This is a genomic window from Shewanella pneumatophori (assembly GCF_023283895.1).
Taxonomy (GTDB): domain Bacteria; phylum Pseudomonadota; class Gammaproteobacteria; order Enterobacterales; family Shewanellaceae; genus Shewanella; species Shewanella pneumatophori.
In genome coordinates, this window is the sequence record NZ_JAKILB010000005.1 from 177,738 (window position 1) to 196,532 (window position 18,795).

Genomic DNA, 18,795 nt, shown 5'->3' on the forward strand with positions numbered 1-18,795 from the left:
ATGACTGTTTTCTGGAATATATGGGTCATAGGATTCATTGTTATCTTTCTAGCCTTTATGGCGCTTGTCATCGTTAAGTATTGGCGTGATAACCACAGTGCCGACAAAGATAAAACTATCGATACATTTGACGGTATTGATGAAAACGATGCGCCACCACCTCGGATTCTGTTTTTATCGTATTTAGTCGCCTTTGGTATTTCAGCAATTTTCTTAGTCTTGTATCCAGGCCTAGGTAACTGGAAAGGCATGATGGGCTGGCAACAAGAAGATGATGCGCTGAGTTCACCTGTCACTGACCTAGAAATAGAGATGGCACCGCTGAATGACAAAAGCTTAATGACGCTCGCAAATAATAAAACGATTACCGCAAGTGGTGAGGCATTATTTGCAAACCATTGTGCAGCATGTCATAGCCGCAATGCGCAGGGGCAAAAGCATTTTCCCAATCTTATTGATAATGAGTGGCTTTATGGTGGCAGTGAAGCTGAAATTTTACATTCAATAGAAAAGGGGCGTCATGGCGCAATGCCAGGATGGAAAGGAATTTTATCAGATGATCAAATTACCAAAATGGCTTATTACATTGCCTCATTGCAGCGACGTAATTTAAATGCGCCACAAGTTAAGATTGACCTAGGTAAAGATATTTTTACTCAGTACTGTGCAAGTTGCCATGGTGATGGCACTGTGGCGAATACCCAAATTGGTGCACCATTGCTAAATGATGCTATTTGGCTTCATGGTGGCAGCATTGAGGAGATAAAGCACACGATTGAAGCCGGTCTCAACAATTTAATGCCAGGATTTGAAGAGCAATTATCTGAAAATGAAATCTTAGCTGTTGGAGCTTACATTACAGAGCAAAGGCTGTTATATGACGCCAAACTAGCAGCGCTAGATCCAGAATCGGTTAAGCGAGGCGAGTATCTGATTAATGCCGGTGACTGTGTTGCTTGCCATAGCTCAGAGGGGGGAGAGCGTTTTGCTGGTGGTCTGCCGTTTAAAACCCCTTTTGGTACTGTGTATTCTACCAATATAACGCCCCATGTATCTGAAGGTATTGGTAGTGATGACTACGCTGACTTTAGAGCTGCTTTGTTTGACGGCAAAGGAAAGAATGGCTACCTCTATCCCGCGATGCCTTACACCTCTTATCAATACTTAACTGAGCAAGACACTCAAGACTTATGGAGCTACTTGCAATCGATAACGGCAGTGGCACGGCAAAATGATCACAACCAGATGATTTTCCCCTCAAACATTCGTACTGGACTCTTGGGCTGGAACTTAGTGTTTATGAATACTGCGCCGCTTTCCTATGAGGCGCCAGATCATGTTGAGCTAAATGAGCAAGAGTTAAAAGAGTGGCAACGAGGCAAGTATTGGGTAATGGGGTTAGGTCATTGTAGTGAGTGCCATACGCCGCGTAATCTTGCTCAAGCCTTGATCCCAGAGAAAATATTTCAAGGCAACTTAATTGATGGCTGGAACGCGCCAGATATTAGCGCCAAAGAGCTATACCAAGACAGGTGGGATATAGAATCGCTCACAGACTTCCTGCATACAGGTCATTCGTCAAAAGGCTCAGCGTTTGCGGGCATGGCTGATGTGGTAAAAAATAGCACTAGCTTAATGACCCGAGAAGACATTCAAACAATGTCTCGCTATTTACTGGTTGGTGATAAGTACAACACCATTCCAGAAGACACTAAACAGCTAAATCCAAGCGGTTTCACTCAAGAAGCCTATGCCGACAAGCAGTTTAATGCTTACGCACTCTACGCTGAAACCTGTGGCGCCTGTCATGGTGAAGACGGTAAAGGGCGAGACCCCATTGCGCCAACACTGCTCAATAACGGCATCATTATGCACAGCGATCCGTTTAATACGATTGCAGTTACTATTCGAGGATTAGCACCGACATACTTGGATGAAGAACGTAACTTTATGCCGATGACGAGTTTTCAAAACGTATTGACGGATACTGAATTGGCTAACCTTATCAGCTTTGTTCGTTACTATTTAGGTGACAGGAAAGAGCCTGTAACTGCGGAGCAGGTAAAAGCGGTGCGCAAGCAGTTAGAAAAAGCAGGCTTTGCCGGAAACTTACATACAACACCAGATATGTACGACCATAGAGATAGTGATATCAGCGTAGATTAACTCCTAAATAGCGCTATGAAACTATGAAAAAATGCTTGTTAAATATTGCAGGCATTTTTATTTGATAGGGTTAATTGCTATTTCATACAGGGCTTAACCTATAGAGAAGCAGACAGTTAAAACTAAATGACAGACATGAAAAAGCCGCTTAAATTTCTTTAAGCGGCTTATCAAAATTGGTGGCCCCTCACGGACTTGAACCGTGGACCTGACGATTATGAGTCGTATGCTCTAACCAACTGAGCTAAGGGGCCGACTTAAGATAGTCGTCACTATCGAAAGCGGAAAGAAGTATACGAGGTTTAATTACGCTTGTCACCAGAGATTTTACTAGAAATGCGCGGATAAATGCGCAACTGGCTATCTGTTAATCAATATTTCTATATTTTGCTCGATACACTTGGTTAACTTCTATCTTTTTACCAATATTCAGGATGATGGCGTATTTATTATTAGTGCGGGTAAGTCCAAGTTGCCGCAGTGGTTCTTTTATTCAAAGCATAAAAAAAGCTGCCCTTAGGCAGCTTTTTTGAGAGTCAATCGCTAACTAGACTACTCGTCCAGGAACGACTTTAAGATCTCTGAGCGAGAAGGGTGACGCAACTTACGTAGCGCTTTAGCTTCAATCTGACGAATACGTTCACGTGTTACGTCAAACTGCTTGCCCACTTCTTCTAGCGTGTGGTCAGTATTCATGTCGATACCGAAACGCATACGCAGTACTTTAGCTTCACGAGCTGTTAGGCCAGCTAGTACTTCGTGAGTTGCGTTCTTCAAGCTTTCGCCTGTCGCTGAGTCTAGTGGTAGCTCAAGCGTCGTATCTTCAATAAAGTCACCTAAGTGCGAATCTTCATCGTCACCAATAGGTGTTTCCATTGAGATTGGCTCTTTAGCGATTTTAAGTACCTTACGGATCTTATCTTCAGGCATTAACATACGCTCTGCCAACTCTTCAGGAGAAGGTTCACGACCCATCTCTTGCAGCATTTGACGAGAGATACGGTTAAGCTTGTTGATAGTTTCAATCATGTGTACTGGAATACGGATCGTTCTTGCTTGGTCAGCAATAGAGCGAGTGATCGCCTGACGGATCCACCAAGTAGCATAAGTTGAGAACTTGTAACCACGACGGTATTCAAACTTATCTACCGCTTTCATCAGACCAATGTTACCTTCTTGAATTAGATCCAAGAATTGTAGACCACGGTTGGTGTACTTTTTCGCGATAGAGATTACTAGACGTAAGTTCGCTTCAACCATCTCTTTCTTCGCACGACGAGCTTTCGCTTCACCGATTGACATACGACGGTTGATATCTTTGATTGCACCGATCGCTAGACCAGTTTCAGTTTCAATAGCGTCTAGTTTTGCACGACAGCGCTGTACGTCAAACTCAACCATTTGTAGACCTTCTACATATGGCTTGCCTGATGCTAGTTCGTCATTGAACCATTCAATGCTGCTTTCGTTGCTTGTATATACTTTGACGAAGTTTTTCTTCGGCATTTTGGCTTGTTCAACACAAAGTTTCATGATCAAACGTTCTTGAACACGTACTTTGTCCATCATAGAGCGCATGTTTTTAACTAAGCGGTCGAACTGCTTAGGCATCAAACGGAACTCTTTGAAGATCTCGCCAATTTCAAATAATGCTACTGTTGACTCTGGGTGACCACGACCTTTTTCTGCAATAATTCTTAGTGCATTTTCGTGAGCAGCGCGAAGTATAGTGAACTTCTCTTTAGCTTCTTCAGGATCTGGACCTTTTGGACCATCCTCTTCGCCTTCGCTGTCATCGTCATCGTCATCATCGTCGTCGTCATCATCTTCGTCATCTAAATCATCATCAGATAACTCTGAACCAACGTGAGTCGCTGTTGGAGCAACATCTTCTGCATTTGGGTCAACAAATCCAGAAATAATGTCAGAAAGTCTAACTTCTTCAGCTTCGTATCGATCGTATTGCTCAAGGATCATTGCAATTGCTTGCGGGTATTCCGCAACAGATGCTTGAACCGTGTTGATGCCTTCTTCAATACGCTTAGCGATAACAATCTCGCCTTCACGGGTTAGAAGTTCAACGGTACCCATTTCACGCATATACATGCGCACTGGGTCAGTAGTACGACCTAATTCAGCTTCTACTGTTGCAAGTGCAGCAGCAGCCTCTTCTGCAGCATCATCATCGGTGCTGTCTTCAGACATCATGATTTCATCAGCATCCGGAGCCTGTTCATAGACTCGAATACCCATGTCATTGATCATCTGGATAATATCTTCAATCTGGTCAGAATCGACCATGTCTGCAGGTAAGTGATCGTTCACTTCTGCATAGGTTAAATAACCTTGCTCTTTACCTTTGGCGAGCAACAATTTTAGTTGCGACTGCGGAGTATGATCCATAGATATCATCCAAGTTGGGAAACAGTTAAAACGACGGGCAAAAAACAGCCACGCAAGTCGTCAATTATAGCCTTCGGCGCTTGTCTGTGCTAGTCCAAGTGTTTACTTTTGAGGCTGAAATATTAACTAAGCCTTGTTTTTAATCACTGAAATAAGCTTACTAAGCTGTAACCGCTCTTCTTTCGTTAGGTTCTGCTTCATACTCAGTTCTTGGTAGCGTTGCTCAAGATACTGGTTGTTTAACCAAACGAGTGTTTCTTTTAACTTTTGAAGCAAGTTTTCATCCGCCACTTGATGATCCCATTGGGTCAGTTTTTTTAGAGTGCTGAATTGGTTATCGCCTCTAAACTGTTCAAGTAGTTGTGCGCTGCTTATCACTTGTCCGCGAGTTAAATCTAATACAAGGGTCAGCAAATCAATGCCGGCCATCTGTATATGTTTTAGCGCTGGTTGCTCAGGCAGTTTTTCACCTAAGTGTGGGTGCTGTACGAGCAATGCGACGGCTAATCGCAAAGGTGTACCGCGCCCCTTTAGCGCTTTGTGCTGATTAGGTTTATCGGCCGACTTAGTCGAAAAGTTAAATTTTCGCTTAAGTTCATCAGCACCATTCATTCTTAGCTTATGAGCTAAATCGTCGAGTAGCAGGCTCTGTAATACAGTGTCCTGTACTTTTTCAATGAGTTTGATGGCATTTTTTGCCAACACACTTTTGTCTTCGTTGCCGTAAGTCTTGGCTAAGTTTTCAAATAAAAACTCAGGTAACGCCATTGCGTTATCGACTTGGCTTTCAAATTCTTGTTTGCCAATCTGTCTGATTAGGGTGTCTGGATCTTCGCCCTCGGGCAAAAACATAAACCGTACCTGATTGCCAGGTTTTAACAGTGGCAATGCAGTTTCTAATGCACGCCAAGCGGCTTCTTTACCTGCATTATCACCGTCATAGCAGCAGATGACTTCTTTTGCACTACGTAGCAATAGCTGAAATTGATCAGCAGTGGTTGAGGTACCTAATGAGGCTACTGCGTAATCAACATCAAATTGAGCAAGTGCAACAACGTCCATATAACCTTCCACAATCAACACTCGTTGTGGATCGCGGTGACGCTGTTTTAACTCATAAAGGCCATAAAGTTCATTACCCTTATGAAATATGGGCGTTTCTGGAGAATTCAAGTACTTTGGGGTACCTTCTCCTAAAACTCGACCACCAAAGCCTATTACACGTCCGCGTCTATCGCGGATTGGAAACATGAGGCGATCGCGAAACCTGTCATAGCGCTTACCGCTGTCATTTTCAATGACCATACCAGCAGTAAGTAATTTGTCTTGTGAATCTTGGTTTTGACGATATCGGCTAAGTAAACCATCCCAACCATCGGGAGCAAAACCAATGTTGAAGTGTTCTACCACTTCTTTAGAAAGACCTCGATGTGCTAAGTAATCAAGGACTTTTTGTTTGTCTGTATGTTGTCTTAATTGACTTTGAAAGAAGTTACTGGCTTCTTCCATGAGCTGGTATAAATCACGACTAAGTTCTTGGTCGCGAGGTTTACCTGTACCTTGTTCTCTTGGAACTTCTAGTCCCAGTTGTCCGGCGAGTTCTTCTATCGCATCAACAAAATCGAGTCGGTCGTACTCCATGACAAAGTCGATAACATTGCCATGTGCGCCGCAGCCAAAGCAATGGTAAAACTGCTTATCTCTGCTAACGGTAAAAGAGGGAGATTTTTCGCTATGAAAAGGACAACAGGCAGAGTGGTTTTTACCCGCCTTTTTCAGGGGCACTTTCGGGTCGATTAGATCGACTATGTCAGTGCGAGCAACTAGCTCATTAATAAAATCACGTGGTATCGCCATTAGTGTTGTTAAATGCCGCCTTTATTACGTGAGATCAAAAGTAACCTGAAATCAGAAACTTCAAGTATGTAAATCTTGAAAACAAACAAGCCGCGCAGAAGCACGGCTCATTCATGCAATAAAACTAAAGTTACTTAAGTTTTGCACGGATCATAGCGCCAATTGCCGCCATGTCAGCTCTACCCATAACTTTTGGTTTTAAAGCTCCCATTACTTTACCCATATCCGCCATGGTGGATGCGCCCATCTCAACGATGCTTGCATCAACTAGCGCAACTACTTCCTCTTCGGAAAGAGGCTGAGGCAGAAACTTTTCTAATACTAGAATCTCTTCTGCTTCTACTTGTGCTAGCTCATCACGACCTGCTGCTTCATATTGAGCAATAGAATCGCGACGCTGTTTTACCATTTTGGTTAAGACCGCTATAGCTTGGTCGTTAGTCAGAGTTTCGCGGGTATCCACTTCCACTTGCTTAACGGCGGCTAGTGCCATACGAATAGTCCCCAAACGCAGCTTTTCTTTAGCGCGCATGGCTTCCTTCATTTGGTCTTTTAGCTGATCAACTAGGCTCATAATGAGATTAGTATAAACGTACGCGACGTGCGTTTTCGCGAGAAAGCTTCTTAGCTAGACGCTTAACTGCAGCGGCTTTAGCACGCTTACGTGCAGTTGTTGGCTTCTCGTAGAATTCACGAGCGCGAACATCAGCTAAGATACCAGCTTTTTCACAAGAGCGCTTGAAACGACGTAGAGCTACGTCGAATGGTTCGTTTTCACGTACTTTAATAATTGGCATACGCCATCACCCCTTAGGTGTAGGTTGTGTGAGACAATTACTTGACTCAGATAATTTAAAAATGGTGCGAAATTCTATACCGACTTAGGTCCTCTTGTAAACCCCTTATCGCGATCAGAATGAGTCATAATTGGAGATATTATCTTCAGACTGTGTCAGCACTATGGAGTAATTAAAGCACAACAGGTAGAATTGGCGGTAATTATGTCAACTGAAGACGAGAAAAAATGCGGGTTTTAGGTATAGAAACATCCTGTGATGAAACAGGAATTGCGGTTTATGACGATGAAAAAGGACTGTTATCACACACTCTTTATAGTCAGGTTAAATTGCATGCAGACTATGGTGGAGTTGTGCCTGAATTGGCGTCTCGTGACCATGTTCGCAAAATTGTGCCTTTAATTCGTCAAGCGCTAGCTGATGCGGGCATGACTATTGATGATCTTGACGGTATTGCTTACACCAAAGGGCCAGGGCTAATTGGTGCATTATTGGTTGGTGCTTGTGTTGGCCGTGCGTTGGCTTTTTCATGGGATAAACCTGCAATCGGTGTGCACCATATGGAAGGTCATTTATTAGCGCCAATGCTAGAAGATGATGTACCTGAATTTCCGTTTTTAGCTTTGCTGGTTTCTGGCGGACACTCAATGATTGTTGGCGTTGAAGGTATCGGCCGCTATACGGTACTTGGTGAATCAGTTGATGATGCTGCCGGTGAAGCATTTGATAAAACAGCCAAATTAATGGGACTGGATTATCCTGGTGGACCAAGGCTTTCAAAACTTGCCGCTAAAGGTGTACCAAATAGTTATAAATTCCCACGCCCGATGACAGACAAGCCAGGCTTGAACATGAGCTTCTCTGGTCTTAAAACGTTTACTGCTAATACTATTGCTGCAGAGCCAAAAGATGAGCAGACCCGCGCTAATATCGCATGTGCTTTTGAAGAGGCTGTTGTTGATACATTAGCAATTAAGTGTAAACGTGCACTTAAACAAACAGGCTATAAGAATCTGGTTATTGCTGGCGGTGTGAGTGCTAACACTCGCTTACGTTCATCGTTAGCAGAAATGATGCAAAGCTTAGGTGGTAAGGTTTACTACCCGCGCGGAGAGTTTTGTACCGACAACGGTGCAATGATCGCTTATGCTGGCTTGCAACGCTTAAAGGCTGGTCAAATTGAAGACTTGGCCGTTAAGGGCCAACCAAGATGGCCGCTTGATACATTAGAGCCAGTAAATTAAGACTTGAATAAATAGCAAAAACGGCGCTCATTGAGCGCCGTTTTTATTGCCGAGATTTATGCAACTAAAAGCCGTGGTTGGCGTTGCTGACGCGAAACCAACCCGCAATGCTGTAGCGGTTAACACTTGTTGGTAGCACTTCGTGGGGGAAGCGTTCGCTTAAAAATACCACCCATTTGCCAAACTCAGGTGCGATGGTTGCTAGCTTGTTGTCATTATCATCGTAAACAACAAGTTCACCCGCGTGTTCTGGCTGCCAGTCATGATTTAAGAATAATACCGAAGTTAAAATTCGGTTTCTGGTACCTTGTAATACGTCAGAATGCTTTTGATAGAAGGCGCCAGGCTCGTAAATAGCGTAGTGACTTTCAAAATCAAATAACCCCATAAACAGCCGCCTATTCATACCTTCACGGAGTTGGGTCATAAGATCTAAATACTGTTTATCTGCAGGACGTTGCTCTGACAGCCAACGAATTTGATCGCTGCGAATACTATCGACTTGCTGCTGTTCACCACCACGACCAATTGCCGCTGGGCGAAAATCATCCCAAGTTGCGCTTTTTGAGCTTTGTAATAACTGCTCACAAACAGACGCTGGTAGGGTGTCAGACAGAACGATATAGCCGGTTTCAACCAATGCATCAGCAATGGTATCCATCACAGCTTCACTTAATTGTGGAACCATAGAAAGGTGTACTCAAAACAAGAAAACACGATAGCTTTACTGGCAGGCTCAAAGGGATTGAACGCTGTATTCGAGGTAGTGTCAGAACAGGAAGCTTATAGGGAAAAACCAGCTACCCAGTCAAAAATCGGCGCAATTATAAGGTGCATTAATTAAAAAGCAATTGAAGAAAGTAACCACAATTTGATTAACGCTTATCAGAGTGAATGCGTTAAACGTTAATCATTAATAAATACATGTGGTTATTTTGGGGGGGGCGATTGGATTGACTGAAGCCAATTACCTTTAACTCTGACGAGGTTTTTTACGAGAAACCTTAGATTCCTCGCCTTTTAGCAGGCGTTTTATATTATCTTTGTGGCGGATAACAATTAGCGTAGAGAGCATAGCCACCGGGATGGTAAACCTATCATCAAGCCACCAAGTATAAACTGGGGCAAGCAGGGCGGTACAAATTGCAGCAAATGACGAATAGCGAGTGATGAGCACTAACACTATCCAAGAGCCCATTAAGCAAAGTGCTAGGTCGTGACCAATTGGCGCCATGGCACCAAACGCAGTTGCAACGCCTTTACCGCCTTTAAAGTGAAAGAAGATTGGGAATATATGCCCAAGACAAGCAGCAATGGCAATGATACCCAGGGCGATTGGATCTACACCTAATCTGAAAGCTAGATAAGCAGGCGCAGCACCTTTTAACATATCGAAAAAAAGCACTAATGCAGCCGAACTTGCGCCGCCAATGCGCAAAACATTGGTTGCTCCCGGGTTGCCTGACCCTTGAGTTCGTGGATCTGGCAGTCCACGTAATTTACATACCAGAACAGCACTGGATATTGAGCCGGCTAAATATGCGCTCAAGATCATGACTATTGTAAGTACTGTTAGGCTCAAATTGGTTTCCTTATCCGTCTTAGGGTATTATCGCGCCACATAAAAAACTGTGCCCGTGTGTTTTGTTCAGAGCTATTGAAATAAACACGTAAAGACCAGATTAAATACTGCCGAATATACTTTGTTAGCAACCTTGCTTTAAAGCGACAGTGATTAATTAAATCTTTATGCAGCGAGACTTATCCTACTTTGCTTTGGTCTCGTTAGAAAGAGCGTTAGCGTAATATTTCAGCATTGCAGCGGATTATATCTCGTTTGTCCGTTTTAGCTTATCAGACCTCAGTGTCATGGATTAGAGTTTTGGAGATATCATGGATAAAGTACTGATTAGAGAACTAAGAATTGAAACTGTTATTGGGATTTATGAATGGGAAAAGCAGATCCATCAAAGCTTACTCATCGATCTTGATATGGCATGGGATAACCGACCAGCAGCGGCAAGTGATGATTATCAACACGCACTTTGCTATGAGACGGTTTCTAATAAATTAACGGCATTGATTACTGAAAAGCCAATTGAGCTAATTGAAACCGTGGCTGAAATGATCGCGCACTGCGTGATGACAGAGTTCAATGTACCTTGGGTTAAAGTCAAAGTAATGAAGCCTGGAGCTGTACCCACTGCGTCGGCAGTTGGGGTTGAAATCGAGCGAGGTCATGCATAAATGGCTAAGATTTTTATCAGTCTTGGTAGCAATATTGAGCCTGAACGTCATCTTAAGGCTGCATTAATCGACCTTGACTATCATTTTGACGAGCTTGAGTTGTCATCAGTGTTTGAAAGCGAAGCCGTTGGATTTGATGGTACTAACTTCCTGAATATGGTGGTTGCAGCGCAAACCGAAATGAGTATTGAGCAAGTTGTTAGCTGTTTTAAGCAAATAGAGCAAGATCATGGACGTGTTAAAGGGGCGAAGAAATTTGCGCCGCGAACTTTAGATATAGATCTATTGCTGTATGACGATGTGGTTAGCACATTGCCAATCGAGCTACCTAGAGCTGAAATTCTTTATAATGCCTTTGTATTGTGGCCATTAGCTGAAATAGCTCCTTCTTTGAATCACCCCGTTGTTCAGCAGTCGTATCAAACTCTTTGGGACAACTACGACAAACAACAGCAATCATTATGGCCAATTGAATTTAATTGGTCTGTGTAAACCCCACATTAATTTAGGATAGTTATGGATACCTTTCAGGTGATTATTTTGGCTCTAATTCAGGGCCTTACCGAGTTTTTGCCAATTTCTAGCTCTGCACACCTTATTTTACCGGCACAATTATTAGGCTGGGAAGATCAAGGCTTGTCATTTGATGTGGCTGTCAATACTGGCTCACTGATGGCGGTTGTAATGTATTTTCGCCGTGAGCTATTTTCTATGTTTACCGCATGGACTGGTAGTATTACCAGCCGTAAACAAACAGAAGAAAGTAAGCTAGCTTGGTGGATTATCTTAGCGACAATTCCAGCTGTTATTGTTGGATTTACCGCTAAAGATTTTATTGCAACTCATTTACGTAATATTGAAGTGATTGCAGCAACCACCATTATTTTTGGTTTATTACTTTGGTGGGCAGACAGAATGCAGCGCCAAGGGTTTAACGAATTTCAAGTGGGTTGGAAAAAGGCGTTAATCATAGGTATAGCACAGGCTATGGCACTGATCCCTGGTACATCTCGCTCTGGTGCAACTATCACTGCAGCCTTGATGCTAGGTTTAAGTCGTGAAGCTGCGGCACGTTTTTCTTTTTTAATGTCAGTACCTGTTAGCTTAGGTGCGGCCATTTTAGTGACTAAAGATTTACTCGAAAGTGGTCAGGTAATCGATTATCAAGCGCTGGGTTTGGGCATAGTGGTGTCGTTTATTGCCGCTTATCTTTGTATTCACTATTTCTTAAAGATTATTAGCAAAATGGGCATGACTCCATTTGTAATGTATCGCTTAGCGCTAGGTGCAGTGCTTTGTGGTGTGATCTTTCTATAAGCTTTGATTGTTTTACTAACATGTAAGTATCAGCTTTTAATTATGAGCGTTAAATGAACAGTATTTATCTTTGCCCGGTATGCCAGTCGCCATTCAAGATCCACCAAGAATCAAAAGGCCTGCATTGTGAAAACAAGCACCATTTTGATAAGAACGTAAATGGTTACTGGCTATTTAGTCAACCTAAAAAGCCTAAGGCAGATTCCCGCGCAGTAATGCGTGCAAAACGCTATGTGCTAGAGTCGGGCATTTATGTGCCACTGGCAGAACGTATGGCAAAAGTGATTGCTGAATTACCGCAAATTACTTCTGCACAGGCGCTGTCGCAGCTTGATTATGATTGTGGTGATGGTTACTTTTTGCGAACGTTAAACACGATACTTACTGATATAAAGCCCGAGTTGTCATTGGAGCAAACCGGTATATGTGAAGCTGAAAATGCGATATTTGCCGCGGCTAAAGCAGAAGCTAGCCCAACTTATATTGTCTCAACGCTAAAACGTCTACCATTTGTAAGTGAAAGCTTTGATTTAGTGACAGTGATTGATAAACAGTTAAAGGGCAAAGAGCTGACGCGAGTACTTAAACAAGGCGGAGTATTACTGCAAGTTGCCGCAGGCCCACGTCATTTATGGCAAATTCGCGAATTTATCTATCCTGATTTATCTGAAAAACCAGTCAGTGAAAACTTACCGAAAGAGCTAGATTTACAACATAGTGAGCGAATTTCATTGTCTGTAAGTGTATCGGGTGAGCAGGCTATTGCGTTACTTGAGATGACGCCTTATGCCTGGCGAGCAAACGATAAGGTTCGCAATGAGATCCAGCGAACACAGTTTGATACATTAGAAATCGACTTTGTTATTAATGTGATGACTAGAAAATAATTGGCGCACGGGTTAACCTTTGCTTACTTAACTTAATGGAAATCGACTACTGATGATGCGTACTTTGCTGTTGTTCATCTTGGCATTTTTGCCATTGGCTGCATTTGCTAATGTTTACTCTATTCCACAAAATGGCGGCAGGCTTGTTGGCGAGTTGCAAGAGCATGTGGTGCAAAAGGGCGATTATTTTCAGACGATTTCCAAGCAATATAACATTGGTATATTGGAATTAATGGCATCGAACCCAGGGGTTGATCCATTTTTACCAACACCCGGAACGCGGTTGCTGATCCCGACCCAGATGTTATTGCCTGATGTGCCGCATAAAGGTGTTGTGATAAACCTAGCTGAGCTGCGTCTATATTACTTCCCTAAAGATGGTAAAAACGTGCACGTTTTCCCTGTGGGGATCGGGCGCGTTGGTCGTGAAACACCAGAGATGGTGACAAAAATCAAATCGCGCATTCCAAATCCAAGTTGGACACCGCCTGCAAGTATTCGTAAAGAACACTTAGAGGAGCGCGGTGAAGTTTTACCACGTGTTGTACCTGCAGGCCCTGATAATCCACTTGGCAAGTTTGCGATTCAATTGTCTTATGGTGATGGTAGCTACCTAATTCACGGCACCAATAAGGATTTTGGTATCGGCATGCGTGTGAGTGCTGGTTGTATCCGCTTAAACCCTGACGATATTGAATGGTTATTTGATAAAGTTCGTTATGGCGAGCAAGTCACTATTATCAACGAGACAGTTAAAACCTCTACAGAGCCTGACGGTCGACAGTTAATAGAAGTGCATTCACCTTTATCAACTGCAAATGGTGGTGATAATACAGTGAGAGAGTTAAAACGCGGGGTTGTTGACTTTATCGGTCAAGATGAAGTGGATTACACTAAAGCTAATGATGCTTTATTGACCCAAGCGGGTATTCCAGTAAACATTCAAAGTTAATTGTTTTTTAGTATTATGACTTTGCTTGAAAGGCGTCCTTAACGGGCGCTTTTTTGTATCTGAAGGGTACTTATTTAGCTTAGCGTTGAGAAAGTGACTATTGATGTAACAGGAGCTGATTGCAGATAAATTTAAGGCTTGGTCAAGTGCAATACTTGAAACCAAGCCTTGGGAGATAGCAGTAATTAAATACGGCTAAGTCCTAAACGTAATTACTTCTTGTAAGAAGAAGCTACGTTGTCGATACGGTCGTTAGCACGCTGAGCTTCAGCTTGAGCGTCCATAGCAGCTGCTTTAGCATCGTTGATGTCTGCAGATAGCTTGCCGTGATCTGATTTTAGAGAGCTAACTTCAGCAGAAAGCTGGTCAACTTTGTTACCTAGGTTTGCAACGCTTTCTTCAAGAGCAGTAGTGTTTGCACAGCCACCTAGAAGGGCAGTCATTGCTACACCAGCAATCATAAGTACTTTTTTATTCATCGGGAATTCCCTTTATATAGGTTGGTTTAAATAAGCACAGCTGCACATTACAACTGAACTAGTTAATTATGTCACAGAGAAAAAATTTTGCTATGCCTTTTAACGCTAAGCTCTGAATAACTTAGTGAAAATTTGAGCAATTGCAAGTTAAGTGCAAATAAACCGTGAACAAGTTATGTATAATCTTAGTTCATAAATGTGAACTTATTATGTTTTTTATTCAGATTTACTGCCTTGTAAGTCTTTAATCTTCTGGACTGCGGCAATCCTTTCAATAGCCAGCTGCCCACGGATCTCTGCTCCCTTAAAGCCTTTTTCAATAATTGATTGCACTGCGATATTAGATGCTGCTGTAAAACAAGCTTTTAAATAATCAGCTTGCGGATATGGCTTTTGCTCTAAACCTGTACGACCTTTACTGTCGGCTTCGCAGGCAATTAATAGCTGTTCAAGACGTTGAGGTTTGCGCCAAAAGTCTGCTTTATCGAATATTTTTACTACGGTTTCAGCTCTTAACTCGGTCACGTTATGAATATTCTGATGTTGATCGCTGACCAGCAGCGCCAAATCACGATATTCGTTTGGAATACGATAGCGTGTGCATAAGTTTTTGATCAGTGGTAAGCCTTTTTGCCCATGACCGTGATGTTTAGGTAAGTGCTCCTTGGGGCTAAGTGCCTTGCCTAAGTCATGCACCAATGCAGCAAACCTAACGGCATTATCGTCACTTAGTTTTGCTGTTTGCTCTAGCACCATTAAGGTGTGAATCCCGGTATCTATTTCTGGGTGCCACTTTTCTGGTTGCGGAACGCCAAATAGCGCGTCAATCTCAGGAAATAAGACTTTGAGTGCGCCACATTGTTTCAAAATTTGAAAAAATACCTGTGGGCTGGCGGTCGATAGTGCTTTATCTAGTTCGACGTAAACCCTCTCTGCAGTTAAGGCTTCAAGCTCGCCACTTTGGCTCAACTTGCTCATTAGCTCCAGGGTCTCTGGTGCAATAGTAAAACCAAGCGAGTGGAAACGTGCTGCAAAACGAGCAACGCGTAATACTCGCAGTGGATCTTCGACAAAAGCGTCTGAAACGTGCCTTAAGGTACGGTTCTCTATATCGCGAATACCATTATATGGGTCGTAGAGGTTACCTTGATCATCTTGTGCAATGGCATTTACGGTTAAATCGCGGCGCAATAGATCTTGTTCAAGAGTAACATGAGGGGCGGCATCGACACTGAATCCACCATAGCCTGCTGCGGTTTTACGTTCAGTGCGTGCTAATGCGTACTCTTGGCTGGTTTTAGGGTGTAAAAATACCGGGAAATCTTTGCCTACTTGAGTAAACCCTTTGGCTAGCATTTGCTCGGGCGTTGCCCCCACAACCATATAGTCATGATCTTTTACATCAAGATTAAGTAACTTATCGCGGACAGCACCGCCAACTAGATAGATTTTCACTGGATTTCTCACTTAATAACAGTCTGCTGAGTGTAACATGGCTTAGTGTTATATTCGTGGCTAAGTCGATGCAATTAGCGCAGATAAAATGCCAATAAGAGGCAATAAATCTGGCGTAATTTGATATTATGTCGAGTTTAGCAGATTAAGTTACGGCAAATTTTGACAAGCTAAGAATAGGGCTTTAACGTGAGCCTATTATTGTCGATAGCGGCATTTAACTGGGGATAGTCGTAGGTTTTAAAGCCGCCCTGTAATGATATTCACTGGCATCTAAAAATTCCGAGCGCTTTACAGTCGGAACCCATGGTTTTAAAAGGATAAAAGCTCGCATGTATAAGGCTTTCTTTGGCTTAAATGATAATCCGTTTTCTATTGCACCGAATCCTCATTACCTATTTTTGAGTGATCGTCATAGAGAAGCATTAGCACATCTAACATATGGGCTAGGTGAAACCGGTGGTTTTGTATTGTTAACCGGAGAAGTGGGTACAGGTAAAACCACAGTATCGCGCTGCCTATTAAAGCAACTGCCAGAAAATACCGATACAGCGTTTATCTTAAATCCTTCTTTGACTGAGTCAGAGCTGTTAGCAACATTGTGTGATGAACTGGGTATTGTTTATGGTGACGATCCAAGCCTGAAACAGCTCACCGATCTTATCAGTAAATTCTTACTCGAAAATCACAGTAAAAATCGCAATACCGTATTGATTATTGATGAGGCTCAGCATTTGAGAGCTGAAGTACTTGAGCAGCTAAGATTACTGACTAACTTAGAAACCGATACCAAGAAATTACTGCAGGTGATTTTAATTGGCCAGCCAGAACTACAGCAATTACTGAAGCGCCAAGAACTTCGTCAATTAGCCCAGCGTATTACTGCCCGTTACCATTTGCTGCCACTTACTGTCGAAGAAGTCGCTCTATATGTACAACACCGCTTGCAGGTCGCAGGTCGCCACGAGCCGTTATTCCATAAAAGTGCCATTAAAGCGTTGCATAAATATAGCGGCGGCATTCCACGCTTAATTAACTTGTTATGTGAACGTGCACTGATGGCAAGTTATGCCCAATCTAAAGTGCCGATTGACAATAAAATGGTGCGATTGGCCTCGGTGGAGGTATTAGGCGAAGAGCCTAAGCAGAACAATATGTTAAAGCCGGCGGCAATTGCTGCGTCGTTAGTTGTCACCTTTGGCGTTGCTTTGTACGCGTTTATGCCTAACAACAATCCAGCGGCAAGTGCAGCGAATACAACAGAGCAAAGTCAGCCAGCTCCGCAATTAAATCAGCAGGAACAGCTATCAAAGCAAGCGTTAAGTAGTAGCCAGCGAGTGCTCAATAGCGCTATTGAGCAAAGCCGAGAAATAGCCAGCGCTTATGCCAGCATTTTAGGTTTATGGGATAAGGTGCCATATATTGGTTTATCCGCCTGTCAGTCCGCTAAGCAACAAGGTTTAGCTTGTTTTCAGCAGCAGGGTAACTGGCACTCATTAGTTCGTTTAAATTATCCGGCAGTGGTTTATCTTGCCGACGATAATAACCAAGCGTTTTACGGCACCATTGTTTCAAGGCAGGGTGAACAAGTATTATTGCAATTAAATGAGCAACAATTGTGGGTGAGCCGAGATTGGTTTAATCGCCACTTTACCGGCACCTTTGAAATACTGTGGCAGGCACCAACGAATCAACCTAAAGAGATTGGGCAATCAGCAAATCCGGCGCAAATTCAATGGCTGGAAAATAGTTTAGCGCGAGTGACCGGTACTTCGCCGAGATTGGTTAATCGTTTTGATGCTGAGCTTGAGCAGAAACTGAAAGATTTTCAACGTCAACATGGCTTAATTGCCGATGGCATTGCTGGTAGCCAAACATTAGTGCAGCTTAATTTGTATTTAAGTGATGCAGGTCCGCGCCTAGGACAAAGTAAGAGGTTGTATTAATGTCGATTTTACTCGATGCGGTGACTCGAGATAAGCAACAATCTCAAGTCAATAATCACGATGTAGTACTCAGTCCGCGCGCAGCTTATAAAGCCAAACAGCAGGGTGGTTATAACATCAAGGCGCTGATTATTTATGGTTTGTCGTTACTGTTTATGGTGTTAGCAGCTTGGTTATTAAGCCTTGCGCTTTACCCTAGCGATAAAAACACCACAAATAACAAGCAGACTCAAACGTCGATAAGCACCGCTGCTGACAGTGTGCAAAAACGTGAGCAAGCAATTAGCTCTGCGCAACCGACTGATGAAGTTCGTTTGGCAGGTAAAGTGGCATTGCCAATGGCGCAAACTCTAACGCCACAAGCGCGTAATCAAGGGAGATTGATTGAGAGTGATAACCAAGTAGCTGTCAGCTCAAATGATTCATTGAGAAATGCTTTATTGGCAGCAGAAGCCTCGGTTACCAGTGCTGTAAATACAGATACAAGCGGTAACGATAGTTCAGTGAGTAACTCAATGTCTGAGGATGGTGTAAGCGAGCCTATCATTCTTGGGGCAAACAGTAACAAGCGAGGCGATGAGTTACTTGAGTCACTTAAGTATCAAGTAGAGTATGCCGCCAATGATGTTGGCTTAGAGACCACAGAGCCTAGTGACCATAATAATTTATTGGCAGCATTTGAAGCTGCACTAAAAGAGGTTGAGCGAGAAAATGCGGTAGAAACACCAGTGACGGAAGCGAAATTGGATCCTATTCCTACAACGCCAAAGTCTGATGATATTCCTAAGTATGGTCAATTGCCTGCAGGATTACAGCTACAGGTGCCAGAGTTCAATATTAATGCCCATGTTTACTCAAGTGTGGCCGATAACCGTTGGTTAAATGTTGATGGCGCAGAGTTGCAAGAGGGAGATAGCATTCAAGGTAAACTGACTATTGTTGAGATAAGACCAAGAGATGTGGTGTTAGCGATACAAGGAACAGAGTTTAAAGTGCCGGCTATATAAGCTACTTTTGAGAGTACAAAATAAAGGCCTAACTCATG

17 protein-coding genes and 1 tRNA gene are annotated in these 18,795 nt (G+C 43.0%); 9 read left to right on the forward strand and 9 right to left on the reverse strand.

Translation table 11 applies throughout. The features are described from left to right. Complete coding sequence (locus L2740_RS09630) at positions 1-2,166, forward strand: c-type cytochrome (protein WP_248949930.1); 2,166 nt, start codon at positions 1-3, stop codon at positions 2,164-2,166. Positions 2,167-2,343: 177 nt separating this feature from the next. On the opposite strand, the gene L2740_RS09635 is transcribed toward L2740_RS09630, so the two are convergent. The 5 genes from L2740_RS09635 to rpsU all read right to left on the reverse strand — a co-directional run bounded on the left by L2740_RS09635 (position 2,344) and on the right by rpsU (position 7,223). Beyond that, positions 2,344-2,420, reverse strand: a tRNA-Ile gene (locus tag L2740_RS09635). Between the two features lie 298 nt (positions 2,421-2,718). After that, the gene (gene rpoD, locus L2740_RS09640) at positions 2,719-4,569 is read right to left on the reverse strand and encodes an RNA polymerase sigma factor RpoD (protein ID WP_248949932.1); all 1,851 of its coding nucleotides are present in this window, start codon (positions 4,567-4,569) and stop codon (positions 2,719-2,721) included. A gap of 126 nt (positions 4,570-4,695) precedes the next feature. Next, positions 4,696-6,426, reverse strand: coding sequence for a DNA primase (gene dnaG, locus L2740_RS09645; RefSeq protein WP_248949933.1), 1,731 nt, complete (start codon positions 6,424-6,426; stop codon positions 4,696-4,698). Positions 6,427-6,556: 130 nt separating this feature from the next. Next, a complete protein-coding gene (locus tag L2740_RS09650; RefSeq protein WP_248468983.1) occupies positions 6,557-7,000 on the reverse strand; it encodes a GatB/YqeY domain-containing protein in 444 nt (147 codons plus the stop codon). A gap of 7 nt (positions 7,001-7,007) precedes the next feature. Further along, entirely contained in the window at positions 7,008-7,223 is a 216-nt protein-coding gene (gene rpsU / locus L2740_RS09655; RefSeq protein ID WP_006080725.1) for a 30S ribosomal protein S21, read from the reverse strand. 227 nt (positions 7,224-7,450) lie between these two features. Between rpsU and tsaD the strand changes: the two genes are divergently transcribed. Beyond that, positions 7,451-8,467, forward strand: a complete 1,017-nt coding sequence (gene tsaD / locus L2740_RS09660; protein ID WP_248949934.1) for a tRNA (adenosine(37)-N6)-threonylcarbamoyltransferase complex transferase subunit TsaD — start codon at positions 7,451-7,453, stop codon at positions 8,465-8,467. A 64-nt stretch (positions 8,468-8,531) separates the two neighbouring features. Here tsaD and L2740_RS09665 read toward each other — a convergent pair whose 3' ends face one another. Together L2740_RS09665 and plsY are read right to left on the reverse strand one after the other, a co-directional pair. Continuing rightward, a complete protein-coding gene (locus tag L2740_RS09665; protein WP_248949935.1) occupies positions 8,532-9,155 on the reverse strand; it encodes a 2OG-Fe(II) oxygenase in 624 nt (207 codons plus the stop codon). A gap of 285 nt (positions 9,156-9,440) precedes the next feature. Continuing rightward, positions 9,441-10,049, reverse strand: a complete 609-nt coding sequence (gene plsY, locus L2740_RS09670) for a glycerol-3-phosphate 1-O-acyltransferase PlsY (protein WP_275974146.1) — start codon at positions 10,047-10,049, stop codon at positions 9,441-9,443. 311 nt (positions 10,050-10,360) lie between these two features. Here plsY and folB point away from each other — a divergent pair, with 311 nt between their 5' ends. From folB to L2740_RS09695, 5 genes are read left to right on the forward strand one after another with little or no spacing between them, the layout of a single operon-like run. After that, positions 10,361-10,714: a dihydroneopterin aldolase gene (folB, locus tag L2740_RS09675; RefSeq protein WP_248468980.1), complete on the forward strand. Its 354-nt coding sequence runs from the start codon at positions 10,361-10,363 to the stop codon at positions 10,712-10,714. Continuing rightward, a complete protein-coding gene (folK, locus tag L2740_RS09680) occupies positions 10,715-11,206 on the forward strand; it encodes a 2-amino-4-hydroxy-6-hydroxymethyldihydropteridine diphosphokinase (protein ID WP_248949936.1) in 492 nt (163 codons plus the stop codon). A gap of 24 nt (positions 11,207-11,230) precedes the next feature. After that, on the forward strand, positions 11,231-12,031 hold the full coding sequence (locus tag L2740_RS09685) for an undecaprenyl-diphosphate phosphatase (RefSeq protein ID WP_248949937.1): 801 nt from the start codon (positions 11,231-11,233) through the stop codon (positions 12,029-12,031). 53 nt (positions 12,032-12,084) lie between these two features. Then, on the forward strand, positions 12,085-12,918 hold the full coding sequence (locus L2740_RS09690; RefSeq protein ID WP_248949938.1) for a putative RNA methyltransferase: 834 nt from the start codon (positions 12,085-12,087) through the stop codon (positions 12,916-12,918). A gap of 52 nt (positions 12,919-12,970) precedes the next feature. Continuing rightward, on the forward strand, positions 12,971-13,870 hold the full coding sequence (locus L2740_RS09695; RefSeq protein ID WP_248949939.1) for a L,D-transpeptidase family protein: 900 nt from the start codon (positions 12,971-12,973) through the stop codon (positions 13,868-13,870). A 212-nt stretch (positions 13,871-14,082) separates the two neighbouring features. Here L2740_RS09695 and L2740_RS09700 read toward each other — a convergent pair whose 3' ends face one another. Together L2740_RS09700 and L2740_RS09705 are read right to left on the reverse strand one after the other, a co-directional pair. After that, complete coding sequence (locus L2740_RS09700; RefSeq protein WP_220782781.1) at positions 14,083-14,349, reverse strand: Lpp/OprI family alanine-zipper lipoprotein; 267 nt, start codon at positions 14,347-14,349, stop codon at positions 14,083-14,085. A gap of 216 nt (positions 14,350-14,565) precedes the next feature. Beyond that, a complete protein-coding gene (locus tag L2740_RS09705) occupies positions 14,566-15,804 on the reverse strand; it encodes a multifunctional CCA addition/repair protein (RefSeq protein WP_248949941.1) in 1,239 nt (412 codons plus the stop codon). Positions 15,805-16,136: 332 nt separating this feature from the next. On the opposite strand from L2740_RS09705, the gene L2740_RS09710 reads away from it, so the two are divergent. Together L2740_RS09710 and L2740_RS09715 are read left to right on the forward strand one after the other, a co-directional pair. Then, positions 16,137-17,750: an ExeA family protein gene (locus L2740_RS09710; RefSeq protein WP_248949942.1), complete on the forward strand. Its 1,614-nt coding sequence runs from the start codon at positions 16,137-16,139 to the stop codon at positions 17,748-17,750. Beyond that, positions 17,750-18,757: a general secretion pathway protein GspB gene (locus L2740_RS09715; RefSeq protein ID WP_248949944.1), complete on the forward strand. Its 1,008-nt coding sequence runs from the start codon at positions 17,750-17,752 to the stop codon at positions 18,755-18,757. The genes L2740_RS09710 and L2740_RS09715 overlap by 1 nt, the downstream gene beginning before the upstream one ends. The last annotated feature ends 38 nt before the right edge of the window (positions 18,758-18,795 follow it).

Coding starts and splice junctions, on each gene's coding strand:
- L2740_RS09700 (WP_220782781.1), bottom strand. CDS start 14,349: ATGAATAAAAAAGTACTTATGATTGCTGGTGTAGCAATGACTGCCCTT.
- folB (WP_248468980.1), top strand. CDS start 10,361: ATGGATAAAGTACTGATTAGAGAACTAAGAATTGAAACTGTTATTGGG.
- L2740_RS09690 (WP_248949938.1), top strand. CDS start 12,085: ATGAACAGTATTTATCTTTGCCCGGTATGCCAGTCGCCATTCAAGATC.
- folK (WP_248949936.1), top strand. CDS start 10,715: ATGGCTAAGATTTTTATCAGTCTTGGTAGCAATATTGAGCCTGAACGT.
- rpoD (WP_248949932.1), bottom strand. CDS start 4,569: ATGGATCATACTCCGCAGTCGCAACTAAAATTGTTGCTCGCCAAAGGT.
- L2740_RS09650 (WP_248468983.1), bottom strand. CDS start 7,000: ATGAGCCTAGTTGATCAGCTAAAAGACCAAATGAAGGAAGCCATGCGC.
- L2740_RS09630 (WP_248949930.1), top strand. CDS start 1: ATGACTGTTTTCTGGAATATATGGGTCATAGGATTCATTGTTATCTTT.
- L2740_RS09695 (WP_248949939.1), top strand. CDS start 12,971: ATGATGCGTACTTTGCTGTTGTTCATCTTGGCATTTTTGCCATTGGCT.
- L2740_RS09715 (WP_248949944.1), top strand. CDS start 17,750: ATGTCGATTTTACTCGATGCGGTGACTCGAGATAAGCAACAATCTCAA.
- L2740_RS09710 (WP_248949942.1), top strand. CDS start 16,137: ATGTATAAGGCTTTCTTTGGCTTAAATGATAATCCGTTTTCTATTGCA.
- dnaG (WP_248949933.1), bottom strand. CDS start 6,426: ATGGCGATACCACGTGATTTTATTAATGAGCTAGTTGCTCGCACTGAC.
- rpsU (WP_006080725.1), bottom strand. CDS start 7,223: ATGCCAATTATTAAAGTACGTGAAAACGAACCATTCGACGTAGCTCTA.
- L2740_RS09685 (WP_248949937.1), top strand. CDS start 11,231: ATGGATACCTTTCAGGTGATTATTTTGGCTCTAATTCAGGGCCTTACC.
- tsaD (WP_248949934.1), top strand. CDS start 7,451: ATGCGGGTTTTAGGTATAGAAACATCCTGTGATGAAACAGGAATTGCG.
- L2740_RS09665 (WP_248949935.1), bottom strand. CDS start 9,155: ATGGTTCCACAATTAAGTGAAGCTGTGATGGATACCATTGCTGATGCA.